The following is a 21708-nucleotide window of genomic DNA, read 5'->3' as shown; positions in this document are numbered from 1 at the left end:
GGGGGTTACTTGAAAACCCGACCGTCTTGAAAGGAAGCAGGATTGGTCTTGATGGTCCTGGCGGGACTTCCCACCACAACCGCATAGTCTGGAACGTCCCTGGTTACCACGGCGCCCGCACCGATGGTGACCCAACGGCCGATGCGCAATCGCGGCAGGATCGTGGCGTTGGTGCCGATGAAGGTGCCGTCCCCGATCTCGACACAACCGGCAATGCAGACACCCGGCGCCATGAACACGGAATGACCGATCTGCCCCTCATGCCCCACCACGCTGCCAGCGCTGATACTGGTGTTATCGCCCAGGCTGACTTGCGCCTGCATGATCACACCCTCTTGCAGATACGTGCCGACGCCCATCGTGATCATCGTCAGATCGATGCCCGGGTGGATGAAGTTGCCCAGGGTGCCACCGGCCTCGACGATCTCGCAGGTGGTCCGGTAACGCAGCGCCGTGGAGCCGGTGATCAAATTGACAAAGCGTGTGTCGGGCCCTTTCAGCTCGGGCACCTTGTCGGTGCCACCTACCACCGGCACGCCATAAAACAGCGTGCCTTGCTTCGCCGGATCGTTATCGAGAAAGGCGAACTGCACGTCCGGCTGGCTGCGTTGCAGGGTGAGGATCATCCGGACCGCTTCAGGATTGGCCGCCCCCAGCAGGTAAACCTTCATAGCCGGGTCCTTTTGAGTACCAGCGCGCGCAGCACCTCGATGACCCGGCGCTGATCGTCATCGGTCATGTCGTGGTAGCTCGGCAGATTGATCGCGCGCTCCGGCAGCGAATGCGCCACGGGCGAGTCGGCCGTCAGTTCGCTGAACATCGGCAAGGACGACAGCGGCCAGAAGAACACCCGCGCATCGATATCGGCGGCCTGGAAAGCGGCGATCAACATGTCCCGGGTAATCCCCAGTTCGCGGTCAAAGACGACGGTGGGCATCCAGTAACCGTTACGCGAATGGTCCGGCTCGGGGTTCATGGACAGGCCCGGCAAGGAAGCCAGGGCATCGGCATAGTGAGCGAAGATCGCTCGCTTGCGCTGGATGAGCTCATCGATCCGCTCAACCTGCGCGCAACCGACGGCGGCTTGCAGGTTGCTCATCTTGTATTTGAAACCGAGGAAATCCGGCCAGAACTGTTTGCTGCTGCCCGCCACCCGACCATGGTTGGACAGGGTCAGTACACGGTCATACAGGGCCTTGTCCGACGTCACGAAGATGCCGCCTTCACCGGTGGTCATGGTCTTGGTGCCGTGAAAGGAAAACGCGCCGAACGCGCCCAGCGAACCGGCCGCTTGACCGCGCCACTGCGAGCCAATTGCCTCGGCAGCGTCTTCGATGACCGGCAGGCCAAACTCGCGACCGATGGCCAGCAACGCATCCATGTCGCAGAGATTGCCGTAGAGGTGCACCGCCAGAATCGCTTTGGTCCTTGGGGTAATCGCCCGTCGAACCTGCTGTGGGTCAAGGCACCAACTGTCTGCCAGCACGTCGACGAACACTGGCGTCGCACCCAGATAGGTGATGGGCGCGGCCGAAGCGATCCAGTTGGTATCGGCGAGGATCACCTCATCGCCGACACCGATGCCCAGCGCCGCCATCCCCATATGCAGCGCGCCGGTGCAACTGGACGTTGCAATCGCGTACGTCGCTCCCACGTGCCCGGCAAAGGACTTTTCGAACCGCGTCAGGTACTCGTAGCAACGCTCTCCCCAACCATGGCGGACGGCATCGAGTACGTAGTCAGCTTCCAGCTCACCGACACTGGGTTTGGTGTAATGAATTCGGCTCATCGAATGATCAACTCGGGAATGGCAATGACAAAACGACCGTCCCATGCACGAATGCCGGCAAAGGCCTGGGTGATCTCATCCAGCAGGTTCCACGGCAGCACCAGCACGTAGTCCGGTTTTTCGATGTCGATCTGTGCTGGCGACACGATCGGAATGCGGCTACCGGGCAGGTATTTGCCTTGCTTGTGCGGGTTGGCATCGGCGACCCAGGCCAGCAGGTCCGCTTTGACACCGGCGTAGTTGAGCAAGGTGTTGCCCTTGGCCGCGGCGCCATAACCGACCACGCGCTTGCCGTCGGCCTTGGCCTGCAACAGGAAGCGCAGCAGGTCATGCTTGATGCGCTCGGCGGCGGGCGCCAGGGTCGCGTAGTACTCAGGGGTTTTCACACCGGCAGCAAGTTCGGCCTGTAGCTGTTGCTGAACCGCCGGCTGCATTTCGCGACGCTCGCCGTCCAGTCGCTGCACGAACACCCGCAGCGAACCACCATGGGTCGAGAGTTGGCTGACGTCGAACACTTGCAGGCCATTGCGCTCGCACAACGTCTGCACAGCAGTCAGCGACAGGTAGGAATAGTGTTCGTGGTACAGCGTGTCGAACTGCTGGCCGGCCATCAGGGTCAGCAACTGCGGGAACTCGAAAGTCGCCACGCCCGTCGGTTTGAGCAACGTCGCGAAACCGCCAAGGAAATCGTTGATATCCGGGACGTGGGCCAACACGTTGTTGGCGGCCATCAGGTCGGCGCCCCAGCCTTCGCTTTTCAACTGCGCGGCGGTATCGCGACCGAAAAACAGCTCACGAATCTCCAGGCCCTTTTCCCGCGCCGCTTGCGCGGTGCTGCGAGTCGGCTCGACGCCCAGGCAAGGGATGCCGCGCCTGGCCACGTACTGCAGCAGGTAACCGTCGTTGGCCGCGACTTCCACCACGCGACTGTCGGCAGTCAGGCCGAAGCGCTCCACCATCTCGGCCACATAACGCTCGGCATGGGCCAGCCAGGTGCTGGAGAACGAACTGAAATAGGCGTACTCGGCATCGAACAGGCTGTCGGCGCTGGTGTAATCCTCGGTTTGCACCAGCCAGCATTGCTGGCACACGGCAACCTTCAACGGCACCCATTGTTCGACCTGCTCCAGCTGGTCGACACGCACGTAGGCGTTGGACGGCGGCGAGGTGCCCAGGTCGATCAGCGGCAGGGTCAGCGCAGCGGCGCAACCACGGCAGTTCATAGACGCACTCCGGCGAAGTGTTCATCGAGCGCTGGATGGCTGGCATCGCGCACCGACAGATTATTGACAGGCAGCGGCCAGGCAATCGCCAGCCGAGGATCGAGCACCGACAACCCGCCCTCGTGTTCCGGCATGTAGTCGTTGCTGTGCAGGTAAAGCAGCTCGGCGTCGGCACTCAGGGTCTGGAAGCCATGGGCGAACCCGGCCGGAATCAACAGGCTGCGGCCATCGCCGGCACGCAGGTGTTCGGCGTGCCAGTGCAGGAAGGTCTCGGAGTCGGGACGCAAATCCACCGCGACATCCCAGACTTCACCCCGCAGGCAAGTGATCAATTTGGCTTCCGGCGCACAGGCATTCTGGTAATGCAGGCCACGCACGCTGCCGCGTTCGCGGGTGCAGGAGTGATTGATCTGGTGGATATGAAACGCCTGGCCAAACGCACTGAGGCTGCCTTCGCAAAATAACCGGGAAAAGTGTCCGCGCTGGTCCTCGAAGCGTTTGTGCTGCACGCTGAACAAACCGTTCAACGGCAACGCCTTCAACAAAAATTCACTCACAGTGCGCCTCGGTACAGGTTCAATTGCGCCAGGCTGATGGCGCGCATGTCATCGCCGTTCTGCCACGCCAGATGCCAATCCAGGGTCTGGGTCAGGCACTGCTGCAACGACCAGCGCGGTTGCCAGCCGAGCAATTGACGGGCGCGGCTGCTGTCCAGGCGCAACAGGCCGGCCTCATGCATATCGCTCGGTTCGATGCGCAGCCCGCGTGCCTGCGGCCAGCGGCTGGCGAGCAGTTCGACCACTTCACCGACGCTGCACATGTCCGCTTCACCGGGACCGAAATTCCACGCCCCGGCGAATTCCGGGCCTTGCTCAAACAGGCCGGCAGCCAGTTGCAGATAGCCGGCCAGCGGTTCCAGCGCGTGTTGCCATGGGCGCACCGCCTGCGGATAGCGCAAGGTCACGGGCTCATCCGCCGACCACGCCCGCAGCACGTCGGGAATCAACCGCTCCGGGGCGAAATCGCCGCCTCCGAGCACGTTGCCGGCGCGCGCCGTGGCCAACGCCAGACCGTGCTCGGCGTGCTTTTCAGGCGCAAAGAACGAGGCGGCATAGGATTGCGCGAGCAATTCGCAACAAGCCTTGCTGCTGCTGTAGGGATCGTGACCGCCCAACGCTTCGTTTTCGCGGTATGGCCACAGCCATTCCTGATTGGCGTAGACCTTGTCGGTGGTGACCAGCACGCAGGCGCGCACGCCACCCACCTGACGGATCGCTTCGAGCAGATTGAGGGTGCCCATGACGTTGCTGGAATAGGTGCCCAACGGGTCGCGGTAACCTTCGCGCACCAGCGGCTGGGCCGCCAGGTGCAGGACGATTTCCGGCTGGGTCTCGGCAATCAGTTCCAGCAAGGCCCCCAGGTCACGCAGGTCACCGCGCTGATCATTGATGCCTTCGTGAACGCGGGCCAGTTCGAACAGGCTCGGCTCGGTGGACGGATCAAGGGAAAACCCGCTGACCTCGGCGCCCAGGCTTTGCAGCCACAACGTCAGCCAGCTGCCCTTGAACCCTGTGTGCCCGGTGACCAGCACCCGCTTGCCGCGCCAGAATTGCGTGCTCAGTCCCATTGTTTCCATGGGGCCTCCCCGCTCTGCCACAACGCCTCGAGGTGGTTCTTGTCACGCAGGGTGTCCATCGGCTGCCAGAAACCGTCGTGCTGGAACGCCATGAGTTCGCCGCGCTCGGCCAGGCCATCCAGCGGGCCGGACTCCCACGAGGTGTCGTCGCCTTCGATCAACGGCAGGACCTTGGGCGAGAGGACGAAGAACCCGCCATTGATCCAGCCACCGTCGCCGCGAGGTTTTTCGGTGAAACCCAGGACCTTGTCGCCATCGCGATTGAGCGCGCCGTAGCGACCGGGTGGTTGTACCGCGGTGACGGTCGCCAGTTTTTCGTGCTTGAGATGGAAATCAACCAACGCACCGATGTTGAGGTCCGACACGCCGTCGCCATAGGTGAAGCAGAACGCCTGTTCGTCTTCGAGGTAGCGGCGGGCACGGCGCAACCGGCCGCCGGTCATGGTCTCTTCGCCGGTGTCGATCAGCGTGACGCGCCATGGCTCGCTGTAGTTCTGGTGAACATCCATGCGGTTGTTGCGCATGTCGAACGTGACGTCGGAGGTGTGCAGGAAATAGTTGGCGAAGAAGTCCTTGATCGCATAGCCCTTGTAGCCAAGGCAGATCACGAAATCGTGGATTCCATGAGCGGAGTACTGTTTCATGATGTGCCAGAGAATTGGCTTGCCACCGACCTCGATCATCGGCTTGGGCTTTAGGTGCGACTCCTCGCTGATCCGCGTACCCAGGCCACCCGCCAAAATAACTGCCTTCATCCCTTTCCCTCTCGTTCGTCACAGGGCTCAGCCAAGCTGTATCAAGCTTTTGCGGGCCATCCGGGTTAAACCTGCCGCCGTTCAGGGCACGTCCGGACTCACCGGAAGTGCTCGTTTTATGGCGATATAAGGGGGACTTGCAGGAAACGCGCCAGCTCTTTCAGTTCAGTGCCTGGCGATACGAAGAGAGGTCTGCGGCGTACTGCGCCAGGGTCTTGCGGGCAAATGGCTCCTCAATAAATCCCGGGGGAACACAGACCTGTAGGAGCCAGCTTGCTGGCGAAGGTCGTTAACGATAACGCGTATGGACTGGTTAAACGCGGGGCACTTGAGTCCATCGCCGGCAAGCCGGCTCCTACAAGTATTGCGTTATCTGTGAAGGACCCAAAAAAAGGCAGGCGACTCAACGTCGCCTGCCTGGTCAGGATGGATGCGTGAACTGTCAGTCCGCCAGCCAGCCATTTTCCCAGTAGCGCAAATTGTCGCCGCGCAGCACGTAGTCGCGCAGCACGATCTCGCGCAACTCATCGCCCATGCGATAGCTGGCGTCCGGATCGGCCAGGTGCATGCGGATCGCCTGCAGCCACTCATCCGTGGAGTTGGTCTTGACCCGGGTGCACGGCAGGTAGCCGCGATAGGCCTCGGTGTCGGTGCAGATCACCGGGTAACCGCAAGCGCCATACTCCAGCAGCCGCAGGTTGCTCTTGCAATCGTTGAAGATGTGGAACTCCAACGGAGCCAATGCCAGATCCAGGTTCAGGCTGGCCAGCTTGGCCGGGTACACATCCAGCCCGATCACCCCATGAAACTCGTGCATGTACGGGCGCAAATCGTCCGGGCACATGCCGAAGAATACCCAGTCGACTTCATTGGCCAATTCGCGGACCACATCGGCGATGACCGCCAGGTCACCGTGGTGGCTGGTGCCGCCGCCCCAGCCGACCCGAGGCTTCTTCGAGGTGCGGCGCTGGCCGCGCAGGTCGGTCCACAAGTGCGACGCCAACATGTTGGGCACCACGCGAATGTCGTGATGCATGTCCGACAGCGCATTGCCCAGCGGCTCGGTGGAGACCACCACGCGATCGCACATGCCGATGGCGCGCCGGACCAGCTTCTCCATTTCGTCCTTGCCCGGCATGTTGCGGATGTGCGCATTGCGGTGCGGAACGTTGATCACGAAGTCATCCAGCTCATAGATGCGTCGTGCGCTGGAGTATTTTTGCAGGCTCGGGATTTCGTTGATCGGACCTTCGGAATAGCGCCCCTGCAAGATGATCACGTCAGGCGAATGGCGCTCGACTTCGATGATGGTCGGCAGGTTGTAATGAATGCGCCCCTGTGCCCTGCCGGCCGCCTCCAGCTCAATCAACGGTTGCGTGACCCGGTAATGGCCGATGGCGGACGCGTTGACCGGCAACGCGAGAATCTTCGGCAATTGCGCCTTGGAAAACGGGCTCCAACCGGAGCGCAATCCAGGCTCCAGACTGTAGCTTGCCCCGCCCAATCCCTGCAACGCCAGGTTGGTGTTGTAGGCCGGATCACGGGCCACGATCGGCAGCCAGCGTTTGTAGAAAACTTCCTGCTCCCGTTCGCTGCGGACCTGGTCATCTTCATGCACAACCGCCGCCGGTTGCGCGCCCAACGCCAGTTGCGCGTGAGGTGTCCAGACCACCAGATAGCCTTCCTGGCCGACGCGCAAACACAGGTCCACTTCGTTGAGGGACTGTGCCAGGCCCTGCTCATCCAGGCCACCGACCGCTTCGAAGACCGCCTTGCGCACCATCAGGCAATCGCCGCCGACAGCACTGAAATCGTGGGCGACCTGCAAGCGGTACATGTAGCCCGCCGCGTGCAGCATCTCGCCATGGAACGGCACGCCGGCCGGCCCTTGCAACCCGAGAATCAGGCCGGCATGCAGCACGCGGCCATCGGGGTTGAACAACTTGGCCCCCACCACGCCAACTTCCGGACGTTGGGCATGGTTGAGCAATTCACCCAGCCATTCGGCCTGGGTAATCACCGTGTAAGGATTGAGCATCAGGACGTAATCGCCAGCCGCCTGCCGCACGGCGAAATTGCGCACCGCCGCCGCATTGCCTTGCAATTCACTGCGCAACACCCGGATCCGGTCGCTGCCCAGTTGCGCCATGCCGGCGAACCAGTCAAGCGCCTCGACGCTCTCGCTGCCGTTGTCCACCAACAGCAACTCGTATTCGCCGTAGGCCGTTTTCTCCAGCAGGCTCTCGACACAACGTTGCAACGCCAGGGTCTGATCTTTACTGACGATAACGATCGACACCAGCGGCCGCTCGGCATGGTGATAGTCGATCCGATTGAGCAGTTGCGAACTGCCCTGGCGAATGTCGTGGGCGACACCCAGGCGATGCAAGTGCGCCTCAAGCAGCCGCGGATTGGTGTCCACCACTTCCGGCAGCGACAGCCATTTGGTCAGGTCGAACGCCGACTCCAGCAGCACCTCCGAAACGTGTCCGACCACGTGCGTGCCGCTAAGCTCGACCATGCGCCACAACATATCGTGTGGCGCCAGCTCACCGTATGCCGAATCGAATCCGCCCAGCGCCAGGAACTGCTCGCGCTCGAATGCCAGCGCTCGCCCCACGTAGGGATAGCTGCGCATGAGGTCCAGGTTGAAGTCCGGCTTGAATGCAGGCTCGGCCGACTCCCCCTGATGCAGCCCGCCTTCGTCGCTGTACAGGCAGGTCAGCGTGCGCGACAGCGCAATTCGTTCAGCCATGATCAGCAAGGCCGGCGCCACCAGGCGATCACCGGCACGCAACAGATAGAACCAGCCAGCGCCTTCCAGTTGCGGCAACAGGGTGTTGATTTGCTGCTGCCAGTCGTCCTGCAACGGCAAGCGGAACACACGCTCGTCCAGCCCGGCTTGCGTACAGGATGCCGACAGCACCAGTGTCAGTTCAGGGGCGTAATCCTGATCTGCCAGCGATTGCAGGGTGAGCTCCAGCGACGAACGACTGCCATGCTCATCGATGATGACCGGAACGATTTTGGGTCTGCTCGGCCAGGCTTCGAGCGTATCCGCCAGCAGCTCGCGCTGACCGTCGGTGATCGTGCGGCACGCCAGCCACTGGGCATACAGTTGCGCGAAACTGACACTGGCGATGCCGACATGCCAGTCCTGGGTAGTCTGTTTTGTCCCCAGGGTCCGGCTCAGCGGCAATTCCTCCCAAACCCGCGGTGACTCGTCCACTTTGGTCAATGGCACATAACGCACCCAACCCTGCGCCGGCGCAGATTCGCCGCCACGGGCCTTGAGCATCTGCGACAGCCATTGCCGCTCGGTTTCGGCCGCGTCCTTCATCGCCTGCTGGCCGCTCAAACGCTCCGGGTACAGGCGCTCGACGCCGAGCACGTGATTGGACACCGCCAGATTTCCGCGCCGCATCAGGCAGACGTACAAGGCGAAATCGAGGGTCGCGACGAAGCAATGGCCGGGCTGAGTCAGTGCCGGGAACAGTTCGAGCACGTCCGCCCGACGGAACATCGCGTTGCTGAAGCCGCCGAGGATGTTGACCGGGAAGTTTTCGAAGATCGCCAGCAGGTCCTCGCCCTTGAACACCCCGCCCACCGGGGAAAGCGGGGTGTTTTCCAGGCGCGAAGGCAGCGGCATGTCGTCGGCATCCCAGAGCAGCCGCTGGGCCACGACCAGATTGACGTCGGGGCAGTCGATCAGCGCCTGGGCCTGACGCTCGATGCAGGCCGAGAACAACTGGTCATCGTCACAAAGAAACTTGATGTACTCGCCTTGCGCCTGCTCCAGGCAGGCTTGCAAGTTGCCCACCAGCCCCAGGGTTCGCGGATTTCGCACATACCGTACGGCCGCGCCCTGCTCAACCGCCGAAGCCACGATCTCTTCGATCTCATGACCGCGACTGTCATCGCAAACGATGATCTCCAGATTGCCGTAGCTCTGACTCACAGCCGTGTGCAAGGCACGACCGAAGAAGCGCGGATTGAAGGCAGGAATGACCAGGCTGACAAGCGGGAGTGAATTCACGGCGGGCTCACAGGCGGCGCGAGCCCGCCCTGAAAAGCGAGCCCTTTGTTACCGCAAAAAAGACGATAAATACTGAAGGGGCAAGACAATCGGGCGCCTGCGCGCCCGACCGCCATCAGATCTTGTTGAACAGGCCCAACTGGGAAATCTTGCTGAACGCCAGCTGCGCGGCCTGCAGCATGGTCTGCTGCAAGGTCAGGCGAGTCATGACTTCGGCCGGGTCCGAATCGCGAATCGACGACTGGCTCGCCGTGTTCGCCAGGGTCAGGCTCTCGTTGGTCGCGGTCTGGTTATCCAGCGCCTGACCACGGGCACCGATCGTGGTGATGGCCGAGCCGATCTGGTTGGCCGCACTGTCGATGTTGCCCATTCCCGACTCCATGGCGCCCAGAAACACCTGCTTGGCCACCGGGTTGCCGTCGATTGGCGTATTCAGCGCGGTAATCATCTGGCCCAGGGTATCGAGCACGTTCTGGGTCTGATGGTTGTTGGACTGAATCACGAACTGGTCGCCGGACGCCGGGGCGCCACCGCCCAAGGCAAACGTCACACCCGCCGCAGTGGCGTTGCCGCCCGCCACGGTGCCCGACGACACCGGCCTGCTGTCGGCGGTGATCGGTGCCGCATACAGGTCGAAATCGGTGGCACTGGTGAACTTGAGGATCGCCCCGCCCGATGGAAAGGCGTTGGTGTACGCCGTCTGGTTCGTCACGCTGGAACCGGTGATGACTGCGGTCGACGCGTTACCGGCACTGCGCGAAGTGTTGAAGGTATCCGTGGTGGAAGACAGATTGAAACTGTGACCGGCGATCACCGCATCCGGGTTGGTATCAGTGGATTTGAGGTTGATGTTCAGCTTCAGGTCAACGCCACGGAAACTGACCGTCTGGTTGGCACCGTTGGCGTTGCTGATGACGCCGTTCTGGCTGGCTTCGGTCGTAACGTCGTTACCCAGCGAGTCGGTGATCTTCAACTGGGTGCTGCTGAGGAAACTGACGGTGTAGGGCTGGCCGCCAGAGAACTTCGCGTTGTAGGTAGAGCTGGTGCCGACCGTACCGTTGGACAGCACCACGCGACCGTCATCCACTGCCGGAGCGGTCATGGTGGTTTGGGTGCGACCGGTATTGATGGTCTGCTGGAACGCATCCCAGCCGGTGGTGTTGGTCCCGATCGTCATGCCATCGCCAATGCCAAGGTCGACGGTGGTCTGGTCGCCGTTGTAGCTGTAGGTACCGTCCGAGTTCTGCGAATAAGGCGCAGTGTCGGTTTTCGAACCGGAGAACACGTAGTTGCCGTTCGCATCCTTGGAGTTCATCAGGCCCAACACTTGTTGCTGGATCTGACCCAACTCCGAAGCATAGGCCTTGCGGTCCGCGTCGGTGGCGATGCCGTTGCTGGCGGCGAGGGCCAGTTCCTTGGCGCGCTGCAAAGCGGTACCGATGGAGTCGAGCGTCGTTTCCTGCAGGCTCAACGCGCTCTTGGTGCTCTGGATGTTGGTGCCGTACTGATCAAGCATCGCGCTCTGCTGACCCAACTGCAGCAAACGACCGGCACCGATCGGATCATCGGCGGCGGTATTGACGCGGGTCAGGCTGCTGGCTTCGTTGCTGGTCGCGATGGCCTTGTTGAAGTTGCGCTGGTAGTTCGCAGCGGTGATTTCGTAATACTGGGCGGTGGAAATGCGCATGAATTACGACTCCTTAAAGGCTGTTGATCAGCGTGGTGAAAATTTCCTGCGCAGCCTTGATGATCTGCGAAGACGCGGTGTAGTACTGCTGGTACTTGACCAGGTTGCCGGTTTCTTCATCCAGGTCGACCCCGGAGTTCGAATCCCGCGCCCCTTTGGCGTTGGCCAGGATCGCCGTGGTGGCCTCGCTGTCGGACTTGCCCTGGGCCGCCTTGGCGCCGACGTTGGTCACCAGTTTGTTGTAGGCATCGGTCAGGCTGATGCCCTTGCTCGCCGTGCCGGTGTCTACGGTCTGCCTGGTTTGCAGTCCGACCAGCGCCTGGGCATTGCGGTTGTCCGAAGACGCCGCGCCAGCCAGGTTGATGGCGAAGCTTTCGCCGCTGGCTGGCGTGGCGCCGACCGTGGTCTGCACGGTGAACGTCTTCTGCACCGCCGGCGTGACGCTGCTGTCCATGACCGGAGCACCGCTGGCATCGACCATGCCCACTTTCAGGTTCAGTGTGTTGCTCTGGCCGGGAACGATGGTGCCGGTGCCGATCGAGTTGCCCTTGGCATCGACCATGTTGTAGTTCTGGCTACCGCCGCTGGCCGCTGCGAAAACCAGTTTGACCGGCGTCGAGTACTTGAGCGCGGTCTGCATTTCCGCCTGGGCCGCCGGGTTGTAGATATCGATGGTGCTGCTCAGCGTCGGCTGGGTGTAGGTGCCGCTGTTGTTGGCACTGGTCACGCCGGTCAACGGGGCGGCGGCGGCGATTTTTTTCGGGTCGGTGAGCACGGTCTGGATACTGGCCGCCGCGCCTCGAGTCGGCGTCACCTTGAACGAGTCGCCGGCGCTCAGCGCACCGCCGTTCAGGTTCAGGCTGAAGCCATCGATCACCGGAGCCGGAGTCGTCGTGGTACTGAACGCGCCCATGTCGGTGCCGTCCGAGCGCTTGACGGTGTAGTTGGTTGCGCTGGTGAACGTCACCTGATAGTCGCTGGTGGTCAGCTTGCCGGTGTCCTTGATGGTGACATCCAGGTTGCCGGAGCCGGCACTGTTGCCTGCCGACGCAATGCTGCGCTGACTGACCAGCGCGGCACTGTTGATGTTGTTGAAGATCGCCGCGCCGAAATCACCGTTCTTGTCGATACCTTGCGCCTGCTGGCTGTTGATCTGGTCAGCGACCACCAGTGCCACTCGCCCCAGCTCATTGAGCGAAGGGTCCAGCACTTCATTGCGATAAGTCAGCAGACCACCGATTTTACCGCCGCTGATCACCGAGGTCACATCGATGGTGCTGGAGCCACGGTTGAGCTGCAGCGCCATGCGTGATGGATCATCGTTGCCCGGCACGGTTTGCAGTGTATTGGTGGTGTTGCCGACCACCAGTGGCTGACCGCTGCCGACGTAGATGTCGTAGCTGTTGCCACGTTCGACCACCTGGGTACCGACCAGCTCGGACAGTTGGCGCACGGCCTCGTTGCGCGAGTCCAGCAGGTCGTTTGGCTGGCTGCTGCCGGTGGAGAGCTCGGAAATCTTCTGGTTGAGCGTGGCGATCGTGGTGGACAGCTTGTTCACCTGATCCGCCATGTCGCCCAGGCTGCCATTGAGGTTGGTGTTCTGGTCGTTCAATTGCTTGGCAATCGAATTGAAGCGGGCGGACAACGCCTGTGCACCGGTCAGCACCGACTGGCGGGACGTGTCGTCGGTGGCCGAGGTCGAAACGCCCTGCATCGAGGTGAAGAATTTTTGCAGCACACCGGTCAGCCCGGTGTTGCTATCGGAAAGCGTGGCGTCCAGCGGAGTGGCTTGAGCGTTGTACGACGCTGCTTCGCTGTCGAGCGAGGTAGCGGTACGCAGCTGCGAGTCGAGATACGAGTTATACACACGGCGCACATCGGCCAGTGTCGTGCCGGTACCGATGAACACGTTGCCGTACTGAATCGAGCTTTTGCTGCTCTGCACAGATTGCTGGCGCGAGTACCCGGCGGTGTCGACGTTGGCTATGTTGTTGCCGGTCGTCACCAACGAGTTATGGCCAGCACTCAGCCCCGACATCCCGATATTGAGCAAACTCATGATTCAGACCTTATACCTTGTGCCTATAAAGGCGTGGTGGAAACGCCCGCCGCAGCGTAGTTCTGGTAACTCGTCATCTGCTTGGCTATCTGCGAAATCTTGCTTGCGTAGTCCGGGTCGGTTGCGTAACCGGCCTTCTGCAACTCGCGTACAAACTGTTCTGGGTTATCGGCCGACTTCACGACATCTTGATAGCGATTGTTGGTCTGCAGCAAAGTCACGAGGTCATGGAAACTGTCCTTGTAGGAGTCGTAGGAACGGAACTCGGCCGTCTCCTTGACCATCTGCCCGTTTCTGAATTCGCTGGTGATCGCCCGCGCCGAATTACCCTGCCAGCTGTTGCCGGCCTTGATGCCGAACAGGTTGTGGCTGCTGCTGCCATCCTGCTGGCGCATGACCGACTTGCCCCAACCGGTTTCCAGGGCCGCCTGCGCTACCAGGTAACGTGGGTCGACACCGATCCGGGCCGCCGCTTCCCTGGCCATCGGCAACATGGTGTTGACGAAATCGTCGGCGGAGCTGAAGGCTTTCTTCGGCGGCGCCAGAGGAATCTGCGCCATGGCGCGACCGTAAATCTGCATGCCCCCAGAGGAGGATTGTTGCGCGTTCGCCAGCCAGTCGCCGTTGTACAGCGGCCCCGAGCCGGTGGCCGTTGTGCGCTCCGGTAATTGCGTTTTGTTGACCGTCGCAGCTGTGGTCGTCGCCGAAGGCACCAGCCCGGCCAACAGACGATCAGCCAGCTTCGGCGGCAATGCCAGGCGTCGCTGATTGATCAGCGCCATGTCATTGCGATGACCACCCTCACCCGCCTCCTGCGGCGCATGCACCGATCGCGAAGCCCACAATGGACGCTGACCGTTGACCCGCGACAGCGGGCCATTGATCGCCACCGTGCCTGCCGCTACTGGCGTTTGAACGGCTGCTTTCGCGGCCTCCTGTTTGGCCAGCGACGCAGCGGCGGCTTCACCCGGCGCCAGCGGTTTGTTCTTCGACATCTGGCGCATCAGCACGTCCGCCAGGCCGATACCACCACCCTCGCGAGACATGGAAACGGCCAATTGCTGGTCGTACATTTCCTGGTACTGCTTGGCCGCCGGGGTGTTGAGCGGATTGTCCTGACCCAGCGCTTCAGTGGCCGAGCGCATCGACTTGAGCATTTCCCCGAGGAACAGCGATTCGAACTCCTGCGCCACCTTGCGCAGGTTGCCGTCGCTGTTCTTGTCGCCGACCTTGAGCTGATTCAGACGATTGAGGTCCGAATAGGAGCCCGAATCGCTGCTGCTGACCAGACCGCTCTTGCGCATATCCACGATGGCCGTCCTCAGATCACGATCAGGTCGGCTTGCAGGGCGCCGGCCTGCTTCAACGCTTCAAGAATGGCCATCAAGTCACCTGGTGCCGCACCGACCTGATTCACCGCCCGCACGATCTCGTCGAGGGTGGTGCCAGGGCCGAACTTGAACATCGGCTTGGCTTCCTGCTGGGCATTGACCTTCGAACGCGGCACGACCGCCGTCGTGCCATTGGACAGAGGGCCGGGCTGGCTGACGATCGGGTCTTCGGTGATGGTCACGGTCAGGCTGCCGTGAGTCACGGCGGCCGGGGAAACCTTGACGTTCTGACCGATCACGATGGTGCCGGTACGGGAATTGATGATGACTTTCGCCACCGCCTGGCCCGGATCGATCTCAAGGTTTTCCAGGATCGACAGGTAGTCGACCCGCTGGCTCGGATCGAGCGGCGCGGTGACGCGAATCGAACCGCCGTCGATGGCCTGGGCCACGCCTGGGCCGAGCATGTCGTTGATCTTGTCGACGATGCGCTTGGCGGTGGTGAAGTCGGAACGATTGAGGTTCAGCGTCAGGCTGTTGCCCTGGTTGAAACCACTCGGCACCGCGCGCTCCACCGACGCACCACCGGGGATGCGTCCGGCCGACGGAACGTTGACGGTAATCTTCGAGCCATCTCGTCCTTCCGCATCGAAACCACCGACCACCAGGTTGCCCTGGGCCACCGCATAGACGTTGCCGTCGATACCTTTGAGTGGCGTCAGCAGCAAGGTGCCGCCGCGCAGACTCTTGGAGTTGCCGATGGACGAAACGGTGATGTCGACCTGCTGCCCCGGCTTGGCGAACGCCGGCAGATCGGCACTGATCGACACCGCCGCGACGTTCTTCAACTGCACGTTGCCCGAGCCCGGCGGCACCTTGATGCCGAACTGCGAGAGCATGTTGTTGAAGGTCTGCAGGGTGAACGGGGTTTGCGTCGTCTGGTCGCCGGTGCCGTTAAGCCCGACCACCAGGCCGTAGCCGATCAACTGGTTGGAACGCACGCCGGAAATGCTGGCGATGTCCTTCAGGCGCTCGGCTTGAGCATCGAAGGCCACGGACAGCAACAGGGCGCCCACCATAAGGTGTTTGAAGTTCAACATGCTCAACTGGAAAGCCACCTAGAAAGGGAACAGCGGGCTGAGGAAGAAACGGTCGAACCAGCCTGGCTGACTCGCATCGGCAAACGAACCGGTGCCCGAGTAGGTGATGCGCGCATCGGCGACACGGGTCGACGACACGGTGTTGTCGGTAGCGATGTCATCGGCGCGAACGAGACCTGCAATCCGTACCAGTTCGTCGCCGGTATTGAGGGTCATCCACTTCTCACCGCGCACCGCGATGATGCCGTTGGGCAACACATCGGCTACGGTTACGGTGATCGAGCCGGTCAGGGTGTTGCCCTGGGCCGCCTTGCTGTCACCCTTGGTGGCGCGGTCGCCTTCGTAGCTGGCGCTCAGGCTCAGATCGCCATCGCCGAACGGGTTGTTGGTGTTGGGCGTAGAACCGAACAGCGAGGTCAGGCCGATGCCGGTCTTGCTGTTCTTGGCCACCTGCGAGTTGGCGTTTTTACTGGCCTGGGTCCTTTCGTTCAGGGTGATGGTGATGATGTCACCGATCCGGAACGCCTTGCGGTCGCTGTAGAGGTTCTGTTCGAAACCGGCCTGATAGATCGAGCCGTTGTTCGCCGCCGCCGGCAACGGCGTGCGCGGCAACACCGGAGCGTAGTAAGGGTCATTGGGCTTGGGCGTCGCAGGAACGCAACCTGCGAGCGCGGCGATCCCACTCAGTGCCAGAACAGATACATAGCGATTCATGACCCTACCTCACGGTGTAGCAGGCAGCCTCAGGGCCGCCACATAGACTTGATTACAGATTCTGCGTTACGAACGAGAGCATCTGGTCGGCGGTGGAGATCACCTTGGAGTTCATCTCGTAGGCGCGCTGGGTGGTGATCATGTTGACCATCTCCTCAACGGTGCTGACGTTGGACGTTTCCAGGGTGTTCTGCAGTGTGGTGCCGAAACCGTTCAGGCCTGGTGTGCCGACTTGCGGCGCGCCACTGGCAGCGGTTTCCAGGAACAGGTTGTTGCCCACTGCCTGCAGGCCGGCCGGGTTGATGAAGTCGGCGGTTTGCAGGTTGCCGATCACCTGGGCAGCCGGGTTGCCGGCAATGGTGATGGACACGGTGCCGTCGCGGCCGACCGTGAAGGTCTGCGCGTCGTTCGGAATGACAATGGCCGGCTCCAGGGCAAAGCCACTGGCGTTCACGATCTGGCCGTTGGAGTCCAGGTGGAACGTACCGTCACGGGTGTAGGACGTAGTGCCGTCCGGTTGCAGGATCTGGAAGAAACCGCGACCGTCGATGGCCATGTCCAGTGGCTGCTCGGTGGTTTGCAGGCTGCCGGCGGTGAAGTTTTTCTGGGTGCCGACGATGCGCACACCGGTACCCAGTTGCAGGCCCGACGGCAGTTCGCTGTCCTGGGTCGACTGGGCGCCTGGTTGACGCTTGATCTGGTAGAGCAAGTCCTGGAACTCGGCGCGGTCACGTTTGAAACCCGTGGTCGACACGTTCGCCAGGTTGTTGGAAATGGTGGTCAGGTTGGTGTCCTGGGCGGACAGACCTGTTTTGGCAACCCATAGAGCCGGAAGCATTCGATTCTCCTCGTGCGCCTGTTTTACGGCGCGACGTTCTGATAATTAGCTGATCTGCAAGACCCGAGCCATGGCCTGGTCATCGTCTTTGGCGGTGTTCATCATCTTGATGTGCAGCTCGAACTGCTTGGACAAGGCCAGTACCGAGGTCATCTCTTCCACGGCATTGACGTTGCTCGACTCGAGGAACCCGGACACCAGCTTGACGCCGGCATCAGCCTGCGCCGGCTTGCCGTCCTTGGTGTGGATCGAACCATCCAGGCCCTTGGTCATGTTCTTGAGGTCCGGGTTGACCAGCTTGATGCGGTCGACCTCAGCCATCACCCGGGGACCTTCGCCCATTGCGCGGATGCTGATGGTGCCGTCTTCACCGACTTCGATCTGCTGCTCCGGCGGCACGGCAATCGGCCCGCCATTGCCCATGACCGGCATGCCGTTGCCGGCGCGCAACACGCCCAGGGCGTCAACGTTCAGGCTGCCGGTGCGCACGTAGCTTTCAGCGCCATCGGGGTTCTGCACGGCAATCCAGCCATTGCCTTGCACGGCAACGTCGAGGTCGCGGCCGGTTTCCACCAGCGAGCCCGGGGAGAAATCGGTGGCTGGGCGTTCGGACATGGCAAACGCACGCGCCGGAAAGCTGTCACCGAACACCGGCATCGAACGGGCCTGCTCCAGGTCTTTCTGGAAGCCGTTGGTGGAGATGTTCGCGAGGTTGTTGGCATGAGCCTTTTGCGCCAGTGCATTCTGGCTGGCGCCGGTCATTGCCACATAAAGGTACTTGTCCACACTCTTTCCTCTGCCTGCCGGACGTTTGCCGTCCACTGCTGTACTGCTGAGCCATAAGCAATTTGCAGACCAACTTGTTTTTGGCGGCGCGAGGCCCGGCAAACAAAGGACTTGAAGGGATCAGAGGGGATTGGTGATTTGTATCGGAGACGAAAAACCGGCGGTGTCATGCCGGTGGGTGGCAAGAGCCGGCCTCTTGAGTGACTGAACTGTCGCCTTCGTCGGATCGCCGCCCGGAGCAAGCCCGCTCCCACAGGGAGAACGCCGTCCAAATGTGGGAGCGGGCTTGCTCCGGGCGGCGATCCGACGAAGAGGCCGGCAATTACGCCGCAGATTTCAGTCAAGACTCGGTCTTGCCCACCTCATACTCGCGCAACTTGTTGGCAATGGTGGTATGTGAAACCCCCAGGCGCTTGCCCAGTTGCCGACTGCTAGGATGCTCGGAATACAACCGCTCCAGCACGGCTTTCTCGAAACGCCCGACGATCTCGTCCAGCCCCCCTTCCAGCGAAAAATCGCCAAGAGGCTGACGCACGCCATAATCCGGCAGACGAATATGCTCGGCCTTGACCGTGCCGCCGTCGCACAGGGAAACCGCCTGGAACAGCACGTTCTCCAGTTGCCGCACGTTACCCGGCCAATGGTAGTGACTGAGCCGCTCCATGGCCGCCGGGGCGAGTTTGGGTAGCGAACAGCCGATCTGCCGACTGGCCTGATCGAGGAAGTGCTCCACCAGCGGCGTCAATCCGTCGAGGCATTCGCGCAACGGCGGGATGTGCAGCGACAACACATTCAAGCGGTGATAGAGGTCCTGGCGGAACTCGCCGCGAGCACACAATTCGGACAGGTCGACCTGAGTCGCGCAGATCACTCGCACGTCGAGGTAGACCTCTTCATCACTGCCCACCCGACGGAAGCAACCGTCCTGCAAGAAGCGCAGCAATTTCACCTGCAAGCGCGGGCTCATTTCCCCAACGCCATCGAGAAACAGCGTACCGCCCGCCGTCAGCTCCAGCAGCCCGAGCTTGCCTTCGGCCCGCGCCCCTTCAAAGGCACCAGGGCCATAACCGAACAGTTCAGTCTCGGCCATGGACTCCGGCAGACCGGCACAATTGAGCGCCATCAACGGCGACTGCCCGCGAGGACTGGCCAGATGGCAGGCTCGCGCCAGCAATTCTTTACCGGTACCGGTTTCCCCTTCGATCAAAAGCGGCGCATCCAGCGGCGCCATGCGCCGCGCTTCGCGCACTACCGCGGCCATCACTTTCGAGCTCTGAAAGATGCTGTCGAAGCCGCGCAGCTCCTGCTTGCGCACGTTATAGATGCGCTCGCCCACCCGGTCGGCGCGGTGCAGCGTCAGCACCGCACCAGCCATGGCCTCACTGTCGTCGTGCTCCGATTGCAATGGCGCGATGTCGGCCAGAAACACATCACCCTTGACCTTGACCCGCAGCCCGTTGATCCGCGACTTGTTGGCGCGCACCAGTTCCGGCAAATCGAAATCTTCGGCGTACCGCGACAGGGGAATACCCGGCACCTCGTCGACCCGCACTCCGAGCAACTGCGCCGCTGCCCGGTTGGCCGCGACAATGGAACCGCCCATATCGATCGACAGCACCGGACACTCCAGCGCACCGAGCAGTGCATTGAGTTCCATGTGCCGACGCTCGCTGGGCATCAGCCCTACACGCTTGACGCCAAAGACCCCGGCAATCGCTTCGAATTTCGGACGCAAGGCCTGGAACTGAATGTTGATCAGGTTCGGGCAATGCAGGTAGATGGCATTGCCATGCTCACCGCCCACCTCACCGCGGGCCACGTTGATCCCGTACTCCACCAACAGATTGAGAATGTCGCGCAGGATGCCTATGCGGTTCTGGCAGTGGACTTTGATACGCATATAAAAGGCCCGAAAATGCAGTGAGTGAGGTTGAGGTCCTGTGGGAGCGGGCTTGCTCGCGAAGGCGGTCTGTCTGATACATCAATGTTGACTATGCCGACGCTTTCGCGAGCAAGCCCGCTCCCACAGGGGTATTGCAGTGCGCGTTCGATCGCATTTTTCTTTCGAGGCACCCAGATAGTCGTCAAGATTATGTGACAGGCAAAGCGTTTTTCAAACCGGGAAATCTCAATGGCTGCGCGATCGCGACAAATTCGTAACGAAAATTTTACGTTTATCGAGGAGTTTTCCTGTGCACGACGCCCGACACCTGCTGCAACGCTGCAATTCATGGGGTATTTCTAGGTCTATAGCAGCACATAACAAGAACGAATCCCCCTAGCAGGAGAGCAGCATGAAGCAGACGCAATACGTGGCTCGCGAGCCCGATGCGCAAGGTTTTATCGACTACCCCGCCGAAGAACACGCGGTGTGGAACACGCTGATCACTCGTCAACTGAAAGTGATCGAAGGGCGTGCGTGCCAGGAATACCTGGACGGTATCGAAAAACTCGGTCTGCCCCACGACCGCATTCCTCAACTCGGCGAAATCAACAAGGTCCTCGGTGAAACTACCGGTTGGCAGGTTGCCCGGGTTCCGGCACTGATTCCCTTCCAGACCTTTTTCGAATTGCTGGCCAGCAAGCAGTTTCCAGTGGCGACCTTTATTCGCACTCGCGAAGAACTGGACTACCTGCAAGAGCCGGACATTTTCCACGAGATCTTTGGCCACTGCCCGTTGCTGACCAACCCCTGGTTCGCTGAATTCACCCACACCTACGGCAAGCTCGGCCTCAAGGCGACCAAGGAAGAGCGCGTGTACCTGGCGCGCCTGTACTGGATGACCATCGAATTCGGTCTGCTCGACACCCCGCAAGGCCAGCGCATCTACGGCGGCGGCATTCTGTCTTCGCCGAAGGAAACCGTTTACTGCCTGTCGAACGAGCCTGAACATCAAGCCTTCGACCCGCTGGAATGCATGCGCACGCCGTACCGCATCGACATCCTGCAACCCCTGTATTTCGTTCTGCCGAACCTCAAGCGCCTGTTCGACCTGGCCCACGAAGACATCATGGGCATGGTCAAGCAAGCGATGCAGATGGGTCTGCACACCCCGAAATTTCCGCCAAAGGCTGCGTGAACCGCGACTTTTGCTGACAAGTGAGTCTGTCAGTCACCGTCGCTTTGGTTTAGCGTGACGGAACTGTCGACCGATATAAAAACACTCGATTTCAGGAACCACACCATGTCCACTTTGAACCAAGCCCATTGCGAAGCCTGCCGCGCCGACGCCCCACAAGTCAGCGATGAAGAACTGCCGATCCTGATCAAGCAGATCCCGGACTGGAACATCGAAGTACGCGACAGCATCATGCAGCTGGAAAAGGTCTTCCTGTTCAAGAACTTCAAACATGCCCTGGCCTTCACCAACGCCGTCGGTGAAATCTCCGAAGCCGAAGGCCACCACCCGGGCCTGCTGACCGAGTGGGGCAAAGTGACCGTGACCTGGTGGAGCCACTCGATCAAGGGCCTGCACCGCAACGACTTCATCATGGCCGCGCGCACTGACGAAGTAGCGAAGGACGCTGAGGGGCGCAAATAATGCATTTCGACGCCATCGGTCGAGTACCTGGCGACCCGATCCTCGGCCTGATGGAGGCCTACGCGCAGGACCCGAACCCGCGCAAGTTCGATTTGGGCGTGGGGGGGGGGTTAAAAGCCCCCCCCGCGGAGCCCCGGATTGTATAAGGGTTGAGTTTGGGGGCCCCCCCGGGGGGGGGGGGCGCGAACCACAACAAAAAACGGGGGCCCCCC

The 21708-nt window shown here is 61.3% G+C and carries 17 protein-coding genes and 1 pseudogene; 3 read left to right on the top strand and 15 right to left on the bottom strand.

Annotation, left to right across the window (positions count from 1 at the left end):
• Window positions 1-5 precede the first annotated feature (5 nt).
• The 15 genes from ACCD00_RS13340 to ACCD00_RS13270 all read right to left on the bottom strand — a co-directional run bounded on the left by ACCD00_RS13340 (window position 6) and on the right by ACCD00_RS13270 (window position 19854).
• Entirely contained in the window at window positions 6-671 is a 666-nt protein-coding gene (locus tag ACCD00_RS13340; protein ID WP_413425117.1) for a NeuD/PglB/VioB family sugar acetyltransferase, read from the bottom strand.
• Entirely contained in the window at window positions 668-1789 is a 1122-nt protein-coding gene (locus ACCD00_RS13335; protein ID WP_413425115.1) for a DegT/DnrJ/EryC1/StrS family aminotransferase, read from the bottom strand. The genes ACCD00_RS13340 and ACCD00_RS13335 overlap by 4 nt, the downstream gene beginning before the upstream one ends.
• Window positions 1786-3012: a methyltransferase domain-containing protein gene (locus ACCD00_RS13330; RefSeq protein ID WP_413425113.1), complete on the bottom strand. Its 1227-nt coding sequence runs from the start codon at window positions 3010-3012 to the stop codon at window positions 1786-1788. The genes ACCD00_RS13335 and ACCD00_RS13330 overlap by 4 nt, the downstream gene beginning before the upstream one ends.
• Window positions 3009-3569, bottom strand: coding sequence for a dTDP-4-dehydrorhamnose 3,5-epimerase family protein (locus ACCD00_RS13325; protein ID WP_413425111.1), 561 nt, complete (start codon window positions 3567-3569; stop codon window positions 3009-3011). Before ACCD00_RS13325 ends, ACCD00_RS13330 begins: the two co-directional genes overlap by 4 nt.
• Complete coding sequence (rfbG, locus tag ACCD00_RS13320; protein ID WP_413425109.1) at window positions 3566-4648, bottom strand: CDP-glucose 4,6-dehydratase; 1083 nt, start codon at window positions 4646-4648, stop codon at window positions 3566-3568. Before rfbG ends, ACCD00_RS13325 begins: the two co-directional genes overlap by 4 nt.
• Window positions 4630-5403 carry a glucose-1-phosphate cytidylyltransferase gene (gene rfbF / locus ACCD00_RS13315; RefSeq protein ID WP_413425107.1) on the bottom strand — a complete coding sequence of 258 codons (774 nt, stop codon included), beginning with the start codon at window positions 5401-5403 and terminating at the stop codon, window positions 4630-4632. Before rfbF ends, rfbG begins: the two co-directional genes overlap by 19 nt.
• Window positions 5404-5845: 442 nt before the next feature.
• A complete protein-coding gene (locus ACCD00_RS13310) occupies window positions 5846-9439 on the bottom strand; it encodes a glycosyltransferase (RefSeq protein WP_413425105.1) in 3594 nt (1197 codons plus the stop codon).
• Window positions 9440-9554: 115 nt separating this feature from the next.
• Window positions 9555-11126, bottom strand: a complete 1572-nt coding sequence (locus tag ACCD00_RS13305) for a flagellar hook-associated protein 3 (protein WP_413425103.1) — start codon at window positions 11124-11126, stop codon at window positions 9555-9557.
• 13 nt (window positions 11127-11139) lie between these two features.
• Window positions 11140-13185, bottom strand: a complete 2046-nt coding sequence (gene flgK / locus ACCD00_RS13300) for a flagellar hook-associated protein FlgK (protein WP_413425101.1) — start codon at window positions 13183-13185, stop codon at window positions 11140-11142.
• A 23-nt stretch (window positions 13186-13208) separates the two neighbouring features.
• Entirely contained in the window at window positions 13209-14495 is a 1287-nt protein-coding gene (gene flgJ / locus ACCD00_RS13295; protein WP_413425099.1) for a flagellar assembly peptidoglycan hydrolase FlgJ, read from the bottom strand.
• Between the two features lie 11 nt (window positions 14496-14506).
• Window positions 14507-15616, bottom strand: a complete 1110-nt coding sequence (locus ACCD00_RS13290) for a flagellar basal body P-ring protein FlgI (protein WP_413425179.1) — start codon at window positions 15614-15616, stop codon at window positions 14507-14509.
• A gap of 18 nt (window positions 15617-15634) precedes the next feature.
• Complete coding sequence (gene flgH / locus ACCD00_RS13285; protein WP_413425097.1) at window positions 15635-16330, bottom strand: flagellar basal body L-ring protein FlgH; 696 nt, start codon at window positions 16328-16330, stop codon at window positions 15635-15637.
• Between the two features lie 52 nt (window positions 16331-16382).
• A complete protein-coding gene (gene flgG, locus ACCD00_RS13280; protein ID WP_015096282.1) occupies window positions 16383-17168 on the bottom strand; it encodes a flagellar basal-body rod protein FlgG in 786 nt (261 codons plus the stop codon).
• A 45-nt stretch (window positions 17169-17213) separates the two neighbouring features.
• A complete protein-coding gene (locus ACCD00_RS13275; RefSeq protein ID WP_008021361.1) occupies window positions 17214-17954 on the bottom strand; it encodes a flagellar basal body rod protein FlgF in 741 nt (246 codons plus the stop codon).
• Window positions 17955-18294: 340 nt separating this feature from the next.
• Complete coding sequence (locus ACCD00_RS13270) at window positions 18295-19854, bottom strand: sigma-54-dependent transcriptional regulator (RefSeq protein ID WP_413425095.1); 1560 nt, start codon at window positions 19852-19854, stop codon at window positions 18295-18297.
• Window positions 19855-20248: 394 nt separating this feature from the next.
• Between ACCD00_RS13270 and phhA the strand changes: the two genes are divergently transcribed.
• The 3 genes and pseudogenes from phhA to ACCD00_RS13255 all read left to right on the top strand — a co-directional run.
• On the top strand, window positions 20249-21034 hold the full coding sequence (gene phhA, locus ACCD00_RS13265; protein WP_413425093.1) for a phenylalanine 4-monooxygenase: 786 nt from the start codon (window positions 20249-20251) through the stop codon (window positions 21032-21034).
• 105 nt (window positions 21035-21139) lie between these two features.
• Entirely contained in the window at window positions 21140-21496 is a 357-nt protein-coding gene (locus ACCD00_RS13260) for a 4a-hydroxytetrahydrobiopterin dehydratase (RefSeq protein ID WP_007975310.1), read from the top strand.
• Window positions 21496-21600, top strand: a pseudogene (locus ACCD00_RS13255) (hypothetical protein); the annotation flags it as partial. The gene ACCD00_RS13260 and the pseudogene ACCD00_RS13255, both read left to right, overlap by 1 nt.
• Window positions 21601-21708: the final 108 nt, after the last annotated feature.

Source organism: Pseudomonas sp. Pseusp3, from assembly GCF_047304225.1.
GTDB classification, from domain to species: domain Bacteria; phylum Pseudomonadota; class Gammaproteobacteria; order Pseudomonadales; family Pseudomonadaceae; genus Aquipseudomonas; species Aquipseudomonas fluorescens_CD.
Note: the sequence above shows the minus strand (reverse complement) of the source record. Positions and strands in the feature narration are given on the sequence as shown.

Bases quoted from the DNA above. Each gene is read 5' to 3' on its own strand.
- ACCD00_RS13340 (WP_413425117.1), bottom strand. From the start codon at position 671: ATGAAGGTTTACCTGCTGGGGGCGGCCAATCCTGAAGCGGTCCGGATG.
- ACCD00_RS13335 (WP_413425115.1), bottom strand. From the start codon at position 1,789: ATGAGCCGAATTCATTACACCAAACCCAGTGTCGGTGAGCTGGAAGCT.
- ACCD00_RS13330 (WP_413425113.1), bottom strand. From the start codon at position 3,012: ATGAACTGCCGTGGTTGCGCCGCTGCGCTGACCCTGCCGCTGATCGAC.
- rfbG (WP_413425109.1), bottom strand. From the start codon at position 4,648: ATGGAAACAATGGGACTGAGCACGCAATTCTGGCGCGGCAAGCGGGTG.
- rfbF (WP_413425107.1), bottom strand. From the start codon at position 5,403: ATGAAGGCAGTTATTTTGGCGGGTGGCCTGGGTACGCGGATCAGCGAG.
- ACCD00_RS13305 (WP_413425103.1), bottom strand. From the start codon at position 11,126: ATGCGCATTTCCACCGCCCAGTATTACGAAATCACCGCTGCGAACTAC.
- flgK (WP_413425101.1), bottom strand. From the start codon at position 13,185: ATGAGTTTGCTCAATATCGGGATGTCGGGGCTGAGTGCTGGCCATAAC.
- ACCD00_RS13290 (WP_413425179.1), bottom strand. From the start codon at position 15,616: ATGTTGAACTTCAAACACCTTATGGTGGGCGCCCTGTTGCTGTCCGTG.
- flgH (WP_413425097.1), bottom strand. From the start codon at position 16,330: ATGAATCGCTATGTATCTGTTCTGGCACTGAGTGGGATCGCCGCGCTC.
- flgG (WP_015096282.1), bottom strand. From the start codon at position 17,168: ATGCTTCCGGCTCTATGGGTTGCCAAAACAGGTCTGTCCGCCCAGGAC.
- ACCD00_RS13270 (WP_413425095.1), bottom strand. From the start codon at position 19,854: ATGCGTATCAAAGTCCACTGCCAGAACCGCATAGGCATCCTGCGCGAC.
- phhA (WP_413425093.1), top strand. From the start codon at position 20,249: ATGAAGCAGACGCAATACGTGGCTCGCGAGCCCGATGCGCAAGGTTTT.
- ACCD00_RS13260 (WP_007975310.1), top strand. From the start codon at position 21,140: ATGTCCACTTTGAACCAAGCCCATTGCGAAGCCTGCCGCGCCGACGCC.